The sequence below is a fragment of the Burkholderia sp. YIM B11467 genome, assembly GCF_052952715.1.
Genome location: NZ_JBQVSQ010000001.1, coordinates 1,548,535 through 1,564,479, shown reverse-complemented (window position 1 = coordinate 1,564,479; position 15,945 = coordinate 1,548,535). Strand labels below are relative to the sequence as shown.

The 15,945-nt window shown below is 65.7% G+C and carries 16 protein-coding genes; 7 read left to right on the top strand and 9 right to left on the bottom strand.

The window, feature by feature from the left end; genetic code table 11:
• Positions 1–179 precede the first annotated feature (179 nt).
• Both ACTRWB_RS07145 and ACTRWB_RS07140 read left to right on the top strand, forming a co-directional pair.
• Positions 180–1,316, top strand: coding sequence for a branched-chain amino acid ABC transporter substrate-binding protein (locus ACTRWB_RS07145; protein WP_129515826.1), 1,137 nt, complete (start codon positions 180–182; stop codon positions 1,314–1,316).
• 325 nt (positions 1,317–1,641) lie between these two features.
• Complete coding sequence (locus ACTRWB_RS07140; RefSeq protein ID WP_129515827.1) at positions 1,642–2,952, top strand: MFS transporter; 1,311 nt, start codon at positions 1,642–1,644, stop codon at positions 2,950–2,952.
• A 96-nt stretch (positions 2,953–3,048) separates the two neighbouring features.
• Here ACTRWB_RS07140 and ACTRWB_RS07135 read toward each other — a convergent pair whose 3' ends face one another.
• The 3 genes from ACTRWB_RS07135 to ACTRWB_RS07125 all read right to left on the bottom strand — a co-directional run bounded on the left by ACTRWB_RS07135 (position 3,049) and on the right by ACTRWB_RS07125 (position 4,560).
• Positions 3,049–3,486, bottom strand: coding sequence for a DoxX family protein (locus tag ACTRWB_RS07135; RefSeq protein ID WP_048245828.1), 438 nt, complete (start codon positions 3,484–3,486; stop codon positions 3,049–3,051).
• Between the two features lie 194 nt (positions 3,487–3,680).
• Positions 3,681–4,136 carry an RbsD/FucU family protein gene (locus ACTRWB_RS07130; protein ID WP_193099739.1) on the bottom strand — a complete coding sequence of 152 codons (456 nt, stop codon included), beginning with the start codon at positions 4,134–4,136 and terminating at the stop codon, positions 3,681–3,683.
• A gap of 172 nt (positions 4,137–4,308) precedes the next feature.
• A complete protein-coding gene (locus tag ACTRWB_RS07125; protein WP_446901379.1) occupies positions 4,309–4,560 on the bottom strand; it encodes a hypothetical protein in 252 nt (83 codons plus the stop codon).
• A 34-nt stretch (positions 4,561–4,594) separates the two neighbouring features.
• Here ACTRWB_RS07125 and ACTRWB_RS07120 point away from each other — a divergent pair, with 34 nt between their 5' ends.
• Positions 4,595–5,743 carry a hypothetical protein gene (locus ACTRWB_RS07120; protein WP_446901378.1) on the top strand — a complete coding sequence of 383 codons (1,149 nt, stop codon included), beginning with the start codon at positions 4,595–4,597 and terminating at the stop codon, positions 5,741–5,743.
• Between the two features lie 207 nt (positions 5,744–5,950).
• Here the strand turns inward: ACTRWB_RS07120 and ACTRWB_RS07115 are convergent, their stop codons facing one another.
• Positions 5,951–6,343 carry a nuclear transport factor 2 family protein gene (locus tag ACTRWB_RS07115; protein ID WP_446901377.1) on the bottom strand — a complete coding sequence of 131 codons (393 nt, stop codon included), beginning with the start codon at positions 6,341–6,343 and terminating at the stop codon, positions 5,951–5,953.
• Between the two features lie 251 nt (positions 6,344–6,594).
• Complete coding sequence (gene garD / locus ACTRWB_RS07110; protein ID WP_446901376.1) at positions 6,595–8,148, bottom strand: galactarate dehydratase; 1,554 nt, start codon at positions 8,146–8,148, stop codon at positions 6,595–6,597.
• A gap of 230 nt (positions 8,149–8,378) precedes the next feature.
• Between garD and kdgD the strand changes: the two genes are divergently transcribed.
• Complete coding sequence (gene kdgD, locus ACTRWB_RS07105; protein ID WP_048245832.1) at positions 8,379–9,293, top strand: 5-dehydro-4-deoxyglucarate dehydratase; 915 nt, start codon at positions 8,379–8,381, stop codon at positions 9,291–9,293.
• Positions 9,294–9,434: 141 nt separating this feature from the next.
• Here the strand turns inward: kdgD and ACTRWB_RS07100 are convergent, their stop codons facing one another.
• On the bottom strand, positions 9,435–9,986 hold the full coding sequence (locus ACTRWB_RS07100) for a hypothetical protein (protein ID WP_048245834.1): 552 nt from the start codon (positions 9,984–9,986) through the stop codon (positions 9,435–9,437).
• 268 nt (positions 9,987–10,254) lie between these two features.
• Here ACTRWB_RS07100 and ACTRWB_RS07095 point away from each other — a divergent pair, with 268 nt between their 5' ends.
• Both ACTRWB_RS07095 and ACTRWB_RS07090 read left to right on the top strand, forming a co-directional pair.
• Positions 10,255–10,452 (top strand): type II toxin-antitoxin system VapB family antitoxin, encoded by a 198-nt coding sequence (locus ACTRWB_RS07095; protein ID WP_419688480.1) that lies wholly within the window; start codon positions 10,255–10,257, stop codon positions 10,450–10,452.
• Positions 10,449–10,820 (top strand): type II toxin-antitoxin system VapC family toxin, encoded by a 372-nt coding sequence (locus ACTRWB_RS07090; RefSeq protein WP_446901375.1) that lies wholly within the window; start codon positions 10,449–10,451, stop codon positions 10,818–10,820. The genes ACTRWB_RS07095 and ACTRWB_RS07090 overlap by 4 nt, the downstream gene beginning before the upstream one ends.
• A gap of 147 nt (positions 10,821–10,967) precedes the next feature.
• Here ACTRWB_RS07090 and ACTRWB_RS07085 read toward each other — a convergent pair whose 3' ends face one another.
• Entirely contained in the window at positions 10,968–12,545 is a 1,578-nt protein-coding gene (locus tag ACTRWB_RS07085) for an aldehyde dehydrogenase (NADP(+)) (RefSeq protein ID WP_446901374.1), read from the bottom strand.
• 248 nt (positions 12,546–12,793) lie between these two features.
• Between ACTRWB_RS07085 and ACTRWB_RS07080 the strand changes: the two genes are divergently transcribed.
• A complete protein-coding gene (locus ACTRWB_RS07080; RefSeq protein ID WP_419688476.1) occupies positions 12,794–14,185 on the top strand; it encodes an MFS transporter in 1,392 nt (463 codons plus the stop codon).
• Between the two features lie 61 nt (positions 14,186–14,246).
• On the opposite strand, the gene ACTRWB_RS07075 is transcribed toward ACTRWB_RS07080, so the two are convergent.
• Together ACTRWB_RS07075 and ACTRWB_RS07070 are read right to left on the bottom strand one after the other, a co-directional pair.
• Entirely contained in the window at positions 14,247–14,972 is a 726-nt protein-coding gene (locus ACTRWB_RS07075; protein ID WP_446901373.1) for a site-2 protease family protein, read from the bottom strand.
• The gene (locus tag ACTRWB_RS07070) at positions 14,969–15,922 is read right to left on the bottom strand and encodes a DUF2167 domain-containing protein (protein WP_446901372.1); all 954 of its coding nucleotides are present in this window, start codon (positions 15,920–15,922) and stop codon (positions 14,969–14,971) included. Before ACTRWB_RS07070 ends, ACTRWB_RS07075 begins: the two co-directional genes overlap by 4 nt.
• Positions 15,923–15,945 lie beyond the last annotated feature (23 nt).

The window sequence follows — 15,945 nt, the reverse complement described above, 5'->3', positions numbered from 1 at the left end:
GGCGCGCACGGCCGGCCGCACCAGCCAGCGCGCACGCCGATTCCGGCACAGCCCAGGCTGCACGCGGCGAGCACGCACGGCCTTTGCATCGGCCTGCCGACCGAACCGTCTCGCCCGGTTTACCGGCGCCGGCCCGCAAGCCGGCGGCGGCCCAACCACGCCATCAAGGGGAAGTGAAAGTGAAGCTGAAGGTATCGCACGTCGCGCTGGCCGCTGCCTGCGCACTGTCGGGCGCGCACGCCATCGCCGCCGACGTCGTCAAGATCGGTTTCGCCGCACCGCTGACCGGCCCGCAATCGAACTACGGCACGGACATGCAGAAGGGCGTGCAACTCGCGATCGCCGACTTCAACGCGACGCGTCCGACGATCGGCGGCAAGCCCGTCACGTTCCAGCTCGACTCGCAGGACGACCAGGCCGACCCGCGCACGGGCACGACCGTCGCGCAGCGACTGATCGACGACAACGTCCGCGGGGTCATCGGCCACTTCAACTCGGGCACCAGCATTCCGGCGTCCGACCTGTACGATCGCGCGGGGCTGCCGCAGATCTCGATGGCGACGTCGCCGCAATACACGGCGCGCGGCTACAAGACGACCTACCGGCTGCTGACGAGCGACGCGCAAGCGGGCCGCATCGTCGGCACGTACGCGGTGAAGACGCTGCGCTTCAAGCGCATCGCGATCATCGACGACCGCACGGCCTACGGCCAGGGCATCGCCGACGAATTCGCGAAGGCTGTCGAGGCAGCGGGCGGCACGATCGTCAAGCGCGACTTCACGAACGACAAGGCGCTCGACTTCTCCGCGATCCTGACCAACCTGAAGGGCGTCAATCCGGACGCGATCTTCTACGGCGGCGGCGACGCGCAATCGTCGCCGATGATCCGCAAGATGCGCCAGCTCGGGATGAAGTCGGCATTCGTGACGGGCGAGATGTCGCGCTCGCCGACGTTCCTGAAGGTCGGCGGCGAAGCGGCCGAAGGCGCGATCGTCTACATGGGCGGGCTGCCGAAGGAAAAGATGCCGGGCTTCGCCGGCTACGCGGCACGCTACAAGGCGCGCTTCAACGAAGACGTGATCACGTACTCGCCGTACTCGTATGACGGCACGATCGCGCTGCTCACCGCGATGAAGGACGCGAACTCGACCGACCCGAAGGTCTATACGCCGTATCTCGGCAAGGTGTCGATCAAGGGCGTGTCGGCCCCCAGCATCGCGTACGACACGAAGGGCGACCTGAAGGATGCGCCGGTGACGATCTACAAGGTCGAGCACGGCGCGTTCAAGCCGGTCGATACGATCGCCGGCAACTGATCCGACTCGTACACGAGACCCTGCCCCGCGCGGCGCGCAAGCGGCTCACCGGCCGCCCGCGCCGCGCGTGCGTCAGCTTCACGGTCCGAAGCGTTCCTCGGCGCGCCCCCGCGCTCGCGCATTTCGCGCTCCTGTAGAATCCTCCCACCCGCTTTGACGCTTCGTCTCCGCCGCGCCCCATCCCGGTGCGGCGGTGCGTGTTTCGTGCTCCATCCGGCACCCGGCACGCCTCGACGATGCAAGCCGCGCCTTGTCAGTCCATGCCGATAGCGGGCCCTGGAGACGCAGCACCGACAACAACATTCGAAAACCGATCGTCCTGACCATGCAAGCTTCCGAATTGAGCGGCGTGCCTCGCGCCGCCGAACGCGCGCTCACGCGCGGCGACTATAAAACCCTTGGCCTTGCCGCACTCGGCGGTGCCCTCGAGTTCTACGACTTCATCATCTTCGTGTTCTTCGCGCCGGCGATAGGACAGCTGTTCTTCCCGCACGACATTCCCGACTGGCTGCGCCAGTTGCAGACGTTCGGCATCTTCGCGGCCGGCTATCTCGCGCGCCCGCTCGGCGGCGTGATCATGGCGCACTTCGGCGACCTGTTCGGCCGCAAGCGGATGTTCACGCTGAGCGTGCTGATGATGTCCGTGCCGACGCTGCTGATGGGCCTGCTGCCGACCTACGACTCGATCGGCATCCTCGCGCCGGTGTTGCTGCTGCTGTTCCGCGTGCTGCAGGGCGCGGCGGTCGGCGGCGAAGTGCCGGGCGCGTGGGTGTTCGTGTCCGAGCATGTGCCGTCGCGCCACATCGGCTATGCGTGCGGCACGCTGACCGCGGGCCTCACGGCCGGCATCCTGCTCGGCTCGCTCGTCGCAGCGGGCATCAACAGCCGCTACTCGGCCGCCGAAGTCGGTGCGTTCGCATGGCGCATCCCGTTCCTGCTCGGCGGCCTGTTCGGGCTGTTTTCGGTGTATCTGCGCCGCTGGCTGCATGAGACGCCGGTGTTCGCCGAGATGAAGGCGAAGAAGGCGCTCGCGGCCGAGATTCCGCTGAAGGCCGTGCTGCGCGACCACGGCCGCGCGGTGATCGTGTCGATGCTGCTCACGTGGATGCTGTCGGCCGCGATCGTCGTCGTGATCCTGATGACGCCCGCGCTGCTGCAGAAGCAATTCCACCTGACGCCCGCGACCACGCTGTTCGCGAACAGCGTCGCGACGCTGTGCCTGACGGCCGGCTGCATCACCGCCGGTTCGCTCGCAGGCTGGATCGGCGCGAAGCGCGTGCTCGGCATCGGCGGCATCGGGCTGGCCGCGTGCTACTACCTGCTGTTCGTGCAGGTCGCGGCCGACGCGTCGACGCTGCCGCTCTACTACGGGATCGCAGGCTTCATGGTCGGCACGATCGGCGCGGTGCCGTTCGTGATGGTCAAGAGCTTCCCGGCCGTCGTGCGCTTCTCGGGCATCTCGTTCTCGTACAACGTCGCGTATGCGATCTTCGGCGGCCTCACGCCGGTGATCGTGTCGCTGATGATGAAATCGAATCCGCTCGCACCGGTCGTGTACGTCGCGGCAATCTGCGTGCTCGGCGCGATCGCCGTGCAGTTCGCGAAGGATGCGAAGGACGTGAAGGGCACGCACTGAACGCCGGCGCGCACCGCGCCCGTTCCATGAACAAAGGGCCGAATCCCGCGGGATTCGGCCCTTTCTTTTTGCTTCAGCGCAACGGCGTGCGTGTGATCAGCGCAGGCCGCCGTACGACGAACTCGGCCGGCGCAGGCCGTCGATGCTCGCGCCGCCGGCGCCGGTGACGAACAGCAGCAGGAAACCGCCGGCGATCGCGATGTTTTTCCAGAAGTGGATCACCATGTCGTGCTGGACCGCGGCGTCGGTCGCGTCCCAGAAATTGTGCCCGACCATCGCGGTCGCGACCGTATAGAACGCCATCAGCAGCGCGAGCGGCTTCACCTTGTAGCCGACGATCAGCAGCAGGCCGCCGAGCCCTTCGATCGCGACGACGATCGGCCCGATGACCTGCGGATACGGCACGTTCAGCCCGTGCAGGTAACCGACGAAATCACTGTAGCCGAGCAGCTTCATTACGCCGCCCCACAAGAACAACGCCGCCAGCGCCAGGCGTGCGAAAAAAATGACGCCGGAATCGACGGAACGCGTCATGCCTCTCTCCTCGTATGCAATTCAGCCGGCCGCACGGGGCGCGCCCGGGCGGCTCGGGGCCGCGCGGCTCTGCGGGGCCCGCGGCAAATCGGTCAGCATAGAGGGTCTTTCGGCCGTGCCCAAGAAAAAGGTTGTAGCAAATCTTTACACGGCGGCGGCCGCGCAGCCCGCAGGCGGCGGCACGGAAAATACGCTTAGCCCGCGTCGCTCAACAGCACGCCCTTCTTGAAGATGAAACAGCCGTAGCCGCGCAGCTCGCCGGTGACGATCACCGCGTACGCCTGCTGCGCGCGCTCATAGAACGCGAAACGCTCGATGCCGGTGAGCGGCACCGCACGCCCTTCCGCGCGGTCGATCTCGGCCTGCACCTCGCGCTGCACGGGCGGCACCGCGGCTGCGTCGCCGACGACTTCCATCCGCCAGGCAGGCGTGTCGACGAACGTATCGAGCGGCAGCACCGACAGCACCGCACGCGCGACGCGCGCCGAATCGGCGCCGTCGATCCGCAGCGCGCGGCCGACCACCGTGTGCTCCGCGACGGATTCCGCCGGGAAATTCGCGTCGCAGATCGCGATTTCGTCACCGTGGCCCATCGCGCGCAGCGTGTGCAGGATGTCGGCGTGCAGCAGCGGGTCGAGATTTTTCAGCATGTCGAGTGGTCTCCGGGATCAGGAACAAACCGCGTAACGTTACCTGATCCCGGTGGCCGTTGTGCATCCTTCGCTCGGGTCACGACGCCGCGGCCGGCATCTCGTCGATGAAACCCGTGACCGACGCGTCAATTCCATTTACTTCATGTGATCTGACGGGTTACGTACAAGCTCATCGTGTGCTTGCGGTGAATGTATTATTAAGGCTCGCGTCCATACCAATAAAAACAAAATCAGCAACTATCGCAGCAAATAGATCGAAAAGCTGAATATTTTCCAAACCAATCTCGACAATTCCACTCACCCTATCCACCAGCATCCGAACAAAACCGAATAGGTACCCAATGAATAATGTCGAAAAAATCCGGCGAGCCCTAACTGCGATCGCGACTGCAAACCAGGGAGCATCATTCAAAAGCATCATTGAATCAGATCGAGAATGCTTCCGAGGCTTGTACGTGACGTATGCCACTCAGACCACAACACTCGACATCCAAGATATACAGCTCGATAAAATCGAAAATGAGTGCCCGTTACTGAAGAGCTTCTTCGATGGAACCGGGCTTTTGTTCTATACCGATGACATTTATCAGCAATCGTTGAACGGCAAGGCATCGATAAAAATCGATTTCTCCATCAGCCTTGACAAAAATGTAACCGATGCGATTCGCTTGTTTGCCGAAGGCAAGCAGCCATCACAACCTCAAAACCTGTACAAGCTGCTGCACCTAGCCTGCGGGCGCGGAGAAAGAAGTTTCAATTTCGATTACCTTGCCTATCTCTCAGAAGAATTCGAGCATTTTTCAGTGAAAGGGAACAATCGTCCCATTCAGACCTTGAAGGCGCTCAAGAAACTCGATCACTTTGCTCCCGGTGCGTTGGACGAACCACCGGGCAAGCCGATATTCACTGTATCTGACGACGACATCGACACGATCGTCCAAGACACGCTCAATGCCACCGTGTTTGCCCAGCCCATGCGCTTTCTGCAGACACGTCGCCTGGCAACCTACGTTGTGCTTTTGAAGGCCGCATTGCTGAATTGGCGCGGACAGCATAGCGAGCCTGCCCAGGCACTGGAAGAACTGGTGAGTTTCAGCCTCGAGACTCTGGGTAAATTTCCCAAGGCGGAAATCTACTTTGCGTGGAAATTGCTAGGCGGCGCCGGTGAAGTCCCTCAATTCTTCACTCCAGTAACTCAGCCGACTTTGAAATCGCTCGAACGCTTGCGCAGCATGTCATGGGACTTGACGTTGTTCAGAATGGCTGAACTCTTGTCAGCGACACCACGGTCAATGGGAACTAACAATACCGACTTCTTTGTCCCCTTCGTGGCCTCCTACGACAGCAAGTTTCGAGAAATGGTCGACGCCTGCCCATTGCGAGCAATCGTAATCGACTACGCATTCAAGGTCGTCAATCTCGTCTTTCGCGATGAGTTGCAGTTTCAGCTCGACCTGTCAAATGCGTCCGAGCGAGTCATGCGAAAGCTCAACGACCAGCATGCGTCCGCACATCGACTACATCGCGACCTTGACCACGAACAGCTGGAACGCGCGATGCGCACGCTCGAACAGGATGCTCTGGCGCACCTCGCCACTTGCTAACGCCATCCGACCTCATCCCGCATCGTTGCGTGTCAGCGATTCAGCACGGCGCTAGCAGTTGGGAAAGCGCGCACGTACGGCCTTGATTCAGTCCGCTGTCGTGCGCGCATCGCCAGCGTTTTGTCGCTAGCTTGATTGCACCGAATCGACGCCTTGGGCGCACTCTCGGGCTTCCAATAGCAACTCCTGATTACGTGTGCTCGCTGCTCACACCACGGCGGCCGGCATCTCGTCGATGAAACCCGTGACCGACTTCAAGCGGCCCGACGCGTCGACGGTGCCGAAGTCCGAGCCCTTCACGATCGCCGCGCCGTCGGGCGACACGAGTGCCCACGAGAACCGCAGGTGCTGGCCGAACGCGTCGACGTCGGTCGTGCGGCGGAAGCGGAATGCCGGGAATCGCTCCTGCACGGCCGCGATCATCGTGTCGATGCCCGCGTGGCCGTCGCCGGCCATCAGCGGATCGCGATAGGCCGCGTCGCTCGCGTAGGTCGCGTCGATCAGCGCGCGGCGGCGGCCGACGTCGGATTCGTTCCATGCGTCGAAGTAGCGGTCGATCAGGTCGGTGTGAACGGACGGGACGGATTGGGTGGCGTTCATGCGAGGCTCCTTGTATCGATGAGGGGACGATGTCGCGGATGTTTCGGGTCCGCGTGCCGCTATCGTCGCCGGCCTCGGGTGGGCGGTCGATTACGTGCGAGGTAAGGAAATCGCGCCGGCCGCGTCGAGTACGCACGCCAGCCGTTCGATCTGCCGGACGACGCGCAACTGCGCCGATGCCACCTTTCGCGGCCGCAAAAAAAACGGGCGCCCTCGGGCGCCCGCATCGCATGCCGTCGCGACCGTGCGCGTCAGGTCACCGGTGCCGGATTGAACAGCGTCAGCGCATTCGCGAGCTTCCATTGCTCGGCCCACGTGCGGCGCTTGCCGCTCGCGACGTCGAGCATCAGCCGGAACAGTTCCCAGCCCGTGTCCTCGATCGTGGCCGCGCCGGTCGCGATCTGCCCGGCGTCGAGATCCATCAGGTCGTGCCAGCGGCGCGCGAGATCGCTGCGCGTCGCGACCTTGATCACCGGCACCTGCGCGAGACCGTACGGCGTGCCGCGGCCGGTCGTGAACACGTGCAGGTTCATCCCCGCCGCGAGCTGCAGCGTGCCGCAGATGAAGTCGCTCGCGGGCGTCGCCGCGTACAGCAGCCCCTTTTGCCGCGCGCGATCGCCGGGACGCACGACGCCGGCGATCGGCGCGCTGCCCGACTTCACGATCGAACCCATCGCCTTCTCGACGATGTTCGACAGGCCGCCCTTCTTGTTGCCGGGCGTCGTGTTCGCGCTGCGGTCGACGCGGCCGCGCTGCAGGTAACGGTCGTACCAGTCCATCTCGCGGATGATCTCGCGTGCGACCTCCTCGTTCGCCGCGCGCGACGTGAGCTGCGCAACGCCGTCGCGCACTTCGGTCACCTCGGAAAACATGATCGTCGCGCCCGCACGCACGAGCAGGTCGGCCGCGAAGCCGACGGCCGGGTTCGCGGTGAGCCCCGAGAACGCGTCGCTGCCGCCGCATTGCACGCCGACGACGAGATCCGACGCGGGGCACGTTTCGCGGCGGCGGCGGTTCAGCCGCTCGAGATGCGTTTCGGCCATCGTCATGATCGAGTCGATCATCGAGTTGAAGCCGACGTGCGCGGCATCCTGCAGGCATACGACGCCGCCGTTGTCGGCCGCGCCGTCGGCGGCGACCGGAATCGAGCCGGGCGGCAGCAGGCGCTCGGGCTGCAACTTCTCGCAGCCGAGACTCACGGTCATCACCTCGCCGCCGAAGTTCGGATTCAGGCTGATGTTGCGCAGCGTGCGGATCGGGATGTCGGCGTCGGGCGCATCGATCGCGACGCCGCAGCCGTACGTGTGCTCGAGCCCGACCACGTCATCGACGTTCGGGTAGCGCGGCAGCAGCTCGGCCTTGATCCGCTTCACCGCATGCTCGACGACGCCCGACACGCACTGCACGGTCGTCGTGATCGCGAGGATGTTGCGCGTGCCGACCGAGCCGTCCGCATTGCGGAAGCCCTCGAACGTATAACCTTCGAGCGGCGGCAGCGGTGGCGCGGCACGCGTCGCGAGCGGCAGATCGTCGAGCCCCGGCGGTTCGGGCATGCGCATCGTGCGTTCGTTGACCCAGCTGCCGCGCCGCAAGTCGGTCAGCGCATAGCCGATCACCACGTTGTAGCGGACGATCGGGTCGCCGGCCGCGAGGTCGGCAAGCGCGACCTTGTGCCCTTGCGGCACGCCTTCGCACAGCGTCAGCCCGTCGGCGAACGTCGCGCCCTCGGGCAAGCCGCCATCGTTGACGACGATCGCGACGTTGTCGTCCGGGTGCACGCGGATGTAGAGAGGGGAAGCAGTCATCGGAATTCCTGGAAGCTATCGTCCATATCGTTAGTCATCATACGACATTCAACGTTAGCCGGCGATGCTGCGTAAACCCTTATCCGGAAAGACCCTACTATCGAACGGCCAGCAAACCGCTTGCGTCACCCTTCCCCTCGTTGTACGATGACATACAACGACATCGCCAATGTGGCACGTATGCCGTTCCCGACGAACCCAGCACTCGCGCTAGACGGACGACCCCAACCATGACTTCACCGCAAGAACTCAAACAGATCATCTCCCACGGCCTGCTGTCGTTTCCGCTGACGGATTTCGACGCCGACGGCAGCTTCCGCCCGACCACCTATGCCGAGCGCCTGGAATGGCTGGCGCCGTATGGCGCGAGCGCGCTGTTCGCGGCCGGCGGCACCGGTGAATTCTTCTCGCTCACGCAGCGCGAGTATTCGGACGTGATCCGCGTCGCGACGGAAACCTGCAAGGGCAAGGTGCCGATCCTGGCCGGCGCCGGCGGTGCGACCCGCGTCGCGATCGAATATGCGCAGGAAGCCGAGCGCCTCGGCGCGAGCGGCGTGCTGCTGATGCCGCACTACCTGACCGAAGCGAGCCAGGAAGGGATCGCCGACCACGTCGAGCAGGTGTGCCGCGCGCTGAAGATCGGCGTCGTGGTGTACAACCGCGCGAATTCGAAGCTGAACGCCGACATGCTCGAGCGCCTCGCCGACCGCTGCCCGAACCTGATCGGCTTCAAGGACGGCGTCGGCGAAATCGAGAGCATGGTCACGATCCGCCGCCGCCTCGGCGACCGGTTCGCGTACCTCGGCGGCCTGCCGACGGCTGAAGTCTACGCCGCCGCGTACAAGGCGCTCGGCGTGCCGGTGTACTCGTCGGCCGTGTTCAACTTCATCCCGAAGACGGCGATGGATTTCTACGAAGCGATCGCGAAGGACGACCACGCGACGGTCGGCCGCCTGATCGACGATTTCTTCCTGCCGTACCTGAAGATCCGCAATCGCCGCGCGGGTTACGCGGTCAGCATCGTGAAGGCCGGCGCGAAGCTCGTCGGCCACGACGCGGGCCCGGTGCGCGCACCGCTCGTCGACCTCACCGAAGCCGAAGCGGCCGAGCTCGACGTGCTGATCAAGAAGATGGGCCCGCAGTAAGCAGGCGCGGCCGGCGCGGCGCCTTCATCGGCGCCGTGGCCCGCGGTGTTGCGTCGCGGCCGGCTCCCGCCTGCCGCGACCGTATGTTTCCTTTCCTTTCCGCCCCGACGCACGCATCCGCCGCGATGCATACCGTCGCCGTCACATCTGCGCGATGATCCCGACGATCCGGTAGCGCACGTTCCCCAGCTTGACCCGCGTCGCCTCGATCTGGCCCTGCGCACCCGTACGGACACGCGTATTCGATTCGCCGTCGAGGATCTGCCCGAGCACGTCGCGGTCGACGACCGCATCAAAGAACCGGCCGACCGTGATCGTCGCCGACTGCTTCGCGGTCGCGAGCTGGCTGTTCGCCTGCATCAGCGCTTCGGTGCGCAGGCTCGGGTCGCGTTCGTCGATGCTGCGCCGGTACTGGAGCGCGAACACCAGCGCCTCCATGTCCTGCCGGAAGCGTCGGACGGCCTGCCCGAACATGAGCGAATGCGCATCGGCGCCCGTGACGAGCCGCCCCTGGTTGATCGTCACGTCGAATTCGCTGCCGCCCAGGTCGTGCTGAAACTCCAGCAATGCATTCGCGAGCACGCGCCCTTCGCTGTATTCGCCGATCTGGGTGCGGACGGATTTCGCGACGTCGCCGATCGCTTTCCACAATCCGGCCGCGAACAGGTGATCGCCACGCTTGTTGATGTTCATTGGAGGGTTCCCTCGTTGTCTTTTGTCGGTCTCTCAGGTTCGCCCGCGGACCGCACGGTCCGGGGCTTCGCTACTGTAGGAGAAATTCGGGGGACGTGGAAGGCGGCAAGATCGGCGGCTGCCTTGCGTTTCCAGTGCCGCCACGCCGACCGCCTGACTCATCAGGTTGCCCCGACACGATGCCGGGCCATCTCCCGATCAGCGCAAGGCATCACCATCGACATCAATTGGTGACATAGTTGATGCACTCATCATTCGAAAGCCGATCATGCGCACCACCTTGTCCCTGGACGACGCCCTGCTCGCCAGAGCGCAGCAGTTGACTGGCATCACCGAAAAGTCGGCGGTGGTCAGAGAAGCACTGCGCGCGCTGATTGCCCGAGAAAGCGCACGACGGCTGGCTCGTCTCGGCGGCACCGAACCCGACCTCGAATCCGTCCCGCGCCGCCCATCTGAGCCAGCGTGATTCTTGTCGACCCCTCCGTCTGGATCGATCACCTGCGAGCCGGTGATGCAACGCTCACCTCGCTGCTGGAAGCCGAGCGGGTATTGATCCATCCGTTCGTCGTCGGCGAGCTTTCGCTCGGCAGCCTGCGCGATCGCCAGACCGTGCTGGACGCGCTGCGCGACCTTCCCGCTTCCACCTCGGCAACCGACGACGAGGTTCAACGCATGATCGAGATCGCGCCACTCCACGGGCTCGGCATCGGTTACGTCGACGCCCACTTGCTCGCGTCGGTCCGACTGACCAGCGGCAGCAAGCTGTGGACACGCGACCGTCGCCTTCTCGCCGCAGCCGAACGCCTGCAAATCGCCGCCCACCCCGCCCACTGACGCGGCGAGACCGGCGGCACGAAAGGCCGTGCCATGCAAAAAGGCGGAAGGGGCTCGCGAGCCCCTTCCGCCTTTTCGTTTCCCGGTGCCGGCATGATCCCCGGCGCACTAGCCGCCGGGGATCGCGCCTTCAGTCGATCCGGCCCGTTACTCGCCCTTCCCGTCGCGCAAACGCGGAATCGCGAGCGGATTGCTTTCCTGCAGCCCCTCAGGCAACAGGTCGTCCGGGAAGTCCTGATAGCACACGGGCCGCAGGAAACGGTCGATCGCCGTCGCGCCGACCGACGTGACGGCCGGGTTCGACGTCGCCGGGAACGGGCCGCCGTGCACCATCGCGTCGCAGACCTCGACGCCGGTCGGGTAACCGTTGACGAGCAGGCGCCCGGCCTTGCGTTCGAGGATCGGCAGCAGCCGGCGCGCGAGCGGCTTGTCGTCGGCATCCATCTGCAGCGTGGCCGTCAGCTGACCTTCGAGCGCGTCGAGCACGCGCGCGACTTCGTCGAGATCGCGGCAGCGCACGATCAGCGACGCCGGCCCGAACACCTCGTGGCTGAACGCCGGCTCGGCCAGGAACGCCTGCGCGCCGACTTCGTACAGCGCGCCGCCCGCCTGGCATTCGGTTTGCGCGGCCTCGCCCGCGCCGATTTCGCGCACGCCCGGCAGTTCGGCCAGCTTGCCGCGGCCGTTGCGGTACGCATCAGCGATACCGCGCGTGAGCATCACGCCAGCCGGCTTCTTCGCGAGCGCCTGTGCGGCGACGGTTTCGAAGCGGTCCAGATCGGGGCCGTCGATCGCGAGCACGAGGCCGGGGTTCGTACAGAACTGGCCGACGCCGAGCGTCAGTGAATCGACGAAGCCCGTCGCGATCGCGTCGCCGCGCGCGGCGAGTGCGGCCGGGAACAGCACGACCGGGTTGATGCTGCTCATTTCCGCGTAGACGGGAATCGGCTGCGGGCGCGCGTTCGCGAGCTGCACGAGCGCCATGCCACCCTGCCGCGAACCCGTGAAGCCGACGGCCTGGACCGCCGGATGGCTGACCAGCGCCGCGCCGATCACGCGGCCGGGGCCGACCAGCAGCGAGAACACGCCGGCCGGCATCCCGCATTTCGCCGCGGCGGCGCGGATCGCGCGGCCGACCAGCTCGGACGTGCCGAGGTGCGCCTCGTGCGCCTTCACGATCACCGGGCAGCCGGCCGCGAGTGCCGACGCGGTATCGCCGCCGGCCACCGAGAACGCGAGCGGGAAATTGCTCGCGCCGAATACGACGACGGGCCCGAGCCCGACCTTCTGCAGCCGCAGGTCCGCGCGCGGCAGCGGCGTGCGCGCAGGCTGCGCGGGATCGATCGACGCGGCGAGGAAACGCCCGTCGCGCACGACACGTGCGAACAGCCGGAGTTGGCCGACGGTACGGCCACGCTCGCCCTGCAGCCGCGCGACGGGCAAGCCAGTTTCGGCGTGCGCACGCTCGATCAGCGCGTCGCCGAGCGCGACGATCTCGTCCGCGATCGTGTCGAGAAACGCCGCGCGAGCCGCGAGCGGCTGCGCGCGGTACGCATCGAACGCGTCGCGCGCGAGTTCGCACGCGCGTTCGACGTCGGCCTGCGTCGCGACGCCGAATGCCGGCGCATCGATCGGCGCGCCCTTCGTCGGGTCGAACGCGCGCAAGGATCCGGCCGAGCCGGCCACCGCGTCGGCGCCGATCAGCATCTCTCCTGTCAGTTGCATGGGGTGTGCTCCGTGATTCGGGAATGGGTTGTTCATTGTAGCCCAACAGATACGATGTCTGCCGACATCATTTCACTAATCGTACTACCTGCCGGACCTCCGGCCACGTGCCGGACATCCTTGTTTACCGGACCTTATCACGGAATTGAGACCGCTTCCTGTCACCATCCAAAGGGAAAACCCGAGGTTTCTGCATCCGGGCATTGCCCATAAACTTCGGCTCATGTCATACGACGACGTACATTAAAGTGCCTAATCAGACCACCCCTCGCGATCTTCCGATCGATCTCGCGCGCACCGCGCGCCGGACCGCCGTGCGCTACTGGATCCTGGCGATGCTGTTCGTCGTCACGACGCTGAACTATGCGGATCGCGCGACGCTGTCGATCACCGGCACGCCGATCCGCAAGGCGTTCGGCATCGATCCGGTGACGATGGGCTACATCTTCTCGGCGTTCAGCTGGGCGTATGTGCTCGCGCAACTGCCGAGCGGCTGGCTGCTCGACCGCTTCGGCGCGCGGCGCGTGTATGCGGCGAGCATCTTCCTGTGGTCGGCGTTCACGCTGCTGCAGAGCACGATCGGCCTCGGCGGCAGCGCCGCGTTCGCGGTCGCCGCGCTGTTCGCGATGCGCTTCGCGGTCGGCATCGCCGAGGCGCCCGCGTTCCCGGCCAATGCGAAAGTCGTCGCGAGCTGGTTCCCGACCGCCGAGCGCGGCACGGCGTCGGCGATCTTCAACGCCGCGCAATATTTCGCGGCCGTGGTGTTCTCGCCGCTGATGGCGTGGCTCACGCATGCGTACGGCTGGCACCAGGTGTATCTGTGGCTCGGCCTCGCGGGCATCGCGCTCGCGTTCCTGTGGCTGCGCGTGATGAAGGATCCGGCCGACCATCCGGCCGTGAACCGTGCGGAACTCGACCATATCGAGCAAGGCGGCGGCCTCGTGCGTTCGACGGCCAGGCCGGCCGGTGCACGCGGTGCGGGCGCAGCGTCCGAAAGCAGCCGGGTCGCCGGCTGGTACTACGTGCGCCAGCTGCTGTCGAACCGAATGCTGATCGGCGTGTACCTCGGCCAGTACTGCGTGAACGTGCTTACGTACTTCTTCCTCACGTGGTTCCCGATCTACCTCGTGCAGGCGCGCGGGATGTCGCTGCTGAAGGCCGGCTTCATGACGTCGCTGCCCGCGATCTGCGGGTTCCTCGGCGGCGTGCTGGGCGGGATGCTGTCGGACGGGTTGATCCGCCGCGGCGTGTCGCTGACGCTCGCGCGCAAGATTCCGATCGTCGGCGGGATGGCGCTGTCGATGGTCATCATCGGCTGCAATTACGTCGACAGCGAAGCGCTCGTGATCGTGCTGATGGCCGTGTCGTTCTTCGGCAAGGGCATCGGGTCGCTCGGCTGGGCCGTGGTCGCGGACACCGCACCGAAGGAAGCGATCGGCCTGTCGGGCAGCCTGTTCAACATGTTCGGCAACACGGCCGGCATCGTCGCGCCGATCGCGATCGGCTACCTCGTCGGCGCGAGCGGCTCGTTCAACGGCGCGCTGGTGTTCGTCGGGCTGAACGCGCTCGTCACCGTGTTCAGCTATCTCGTGATCGTGAAGGACATCAAGCGCGTCGAGCTGCGACATCGCGACGCCTGAGCGTCGGCAAAACAGGCAGGAATACGACGGCGGCCGCGTAACAGCGGCCGCCGTTCTTGCATCAGAGCGAGGAATGCGCGACGCGCAGCATGTCGTGCACGCCGGACGTCATCAGCGCGAGGAACGCGAGCAGGCCGACATAGCAGAGCGCATAGGTCGTCTTCGTTTCGATCGACGTCGCGTAGTACACGCGGTTCTCCGGCGCGTCGGGATCGTAGCGCCACGCGCGCTTCAACTGCGGCAGCGCGAGGATCGCCATCACGATCAGCAGCGGGCTCGGGCGATACACGAACAGCGCGATCAGCACGGGCACGCCCGCGAACCAGATGCGCGGCGACAGCACCGCGGTGATCCGCCCGCCGTCGAACGGCGACAGCGGAATCATGTTGAACAAATTCAGGAAGAAGCCCGTGTACGAGAGCGCAAGCAGCAGGTTGCTGTCGTAGTGGCGCGCGGCCGCGTAGCAGGCCAGCGCGCCGAGCGTGCCGACGAACGGCCCGGCGAGCCCGACATACGCCTCGGTTTCCGCGTCGTGCGGCATCTCCTTCAGCTGGATCCACGCGCCGACGAACGGGATGAACGTCGGCAGCCCGACGTCGAGCCCGCGCCGCTGCGCGGCGAGGTAGTGGCCGCCTTCGTGCACCAGCAGCAGCGCGACGAAACCGGCCGCGAACCGCCAGCCGTAGAACAGCGCGTAGACCGCGATCGACGCCAGCATGGTGCCCGCCGACACGAGCACCTTGCCGAGCTTGAGGCCGCCGAAGATCAGCAGCAACAGCTTCGTCATTCCTTGCGCTCCGTGCCCGTGATGTCGGACGCGTCGGCGACGACCGGCACCGCGGCCGCCTTCGGCTTGCGCCCGAAGAAGCGCTTCAGCGCCGCGCCACCGGCCAGCAGCGCCACCGCGCCGATCTTGAAGAACTTCACCGCGAACGCGCCGATCAGCGCGAGCAGGCCGAGCTTCTTCGCGCCGACGCCGACGATCAGCGCCGCGAGGCCGTACTCGGCGACGTGGTCGGTCGACTTGTTGAAATCGGCGTAGCGCTTGCCGTCGTTGAAGCTGATGTTCGACAGCAGGTCGTCGGCCGACGCCTTGTACTTCGGCAGGTCGGCCAGCGTCGACGCCATCGTCAGCGACAGGTAACCGTCGCGGCCGAGCACGAGCGTCCGGTAGTTCACGCCGTCGTTCTCGGCGTTCGCGGGCGCGCCCTTGTCGCGGATGATCGCTGACCACACGAGCCGGTGCGTGGCCGCGTCGTACGCGGGCGCCTTCGCCCAGCCGACCACCTCGGTCTCGGGCAGGCCGCGCTCCTTGCGCCCCGGGTTGTCTTCCTCGGTGCCGGCCTGCAGGTTCTTCAGCAACTCGTCGGGCTTCCAGTCCTTCGCGTCGTCGTCGCGGATATAGCCGCTCGGCTCGAACGACACGACCGAGATCCAGTCGGCGTCGGGATCGTCGGGCAGCACGAGGCCGACCAGCTTCGATTCGTCGACCGAGTTGCCCATCGAACGCAGGTAGCGGCCGGCTTCGGCAGCCGGCACGAACGACTCGCCGGCCTTCAGCTTCAGCACGGCTTCGTGTTTCACGTCGATGTCGGTCGGGCCGTTCACGACGGCCCCGTTGGCGGCCGCGGCGGCGGCCCTCATTTCCACCTGCGCAGCTTCGGTCTGCGCGTGGCCGGTGGTCGCGGCGAGTGCGAGCATCGCCACGCAGGCGAGCCGGACGGCATGTTTTTTCATTGTTGGATTCCCCTGAAATGCCT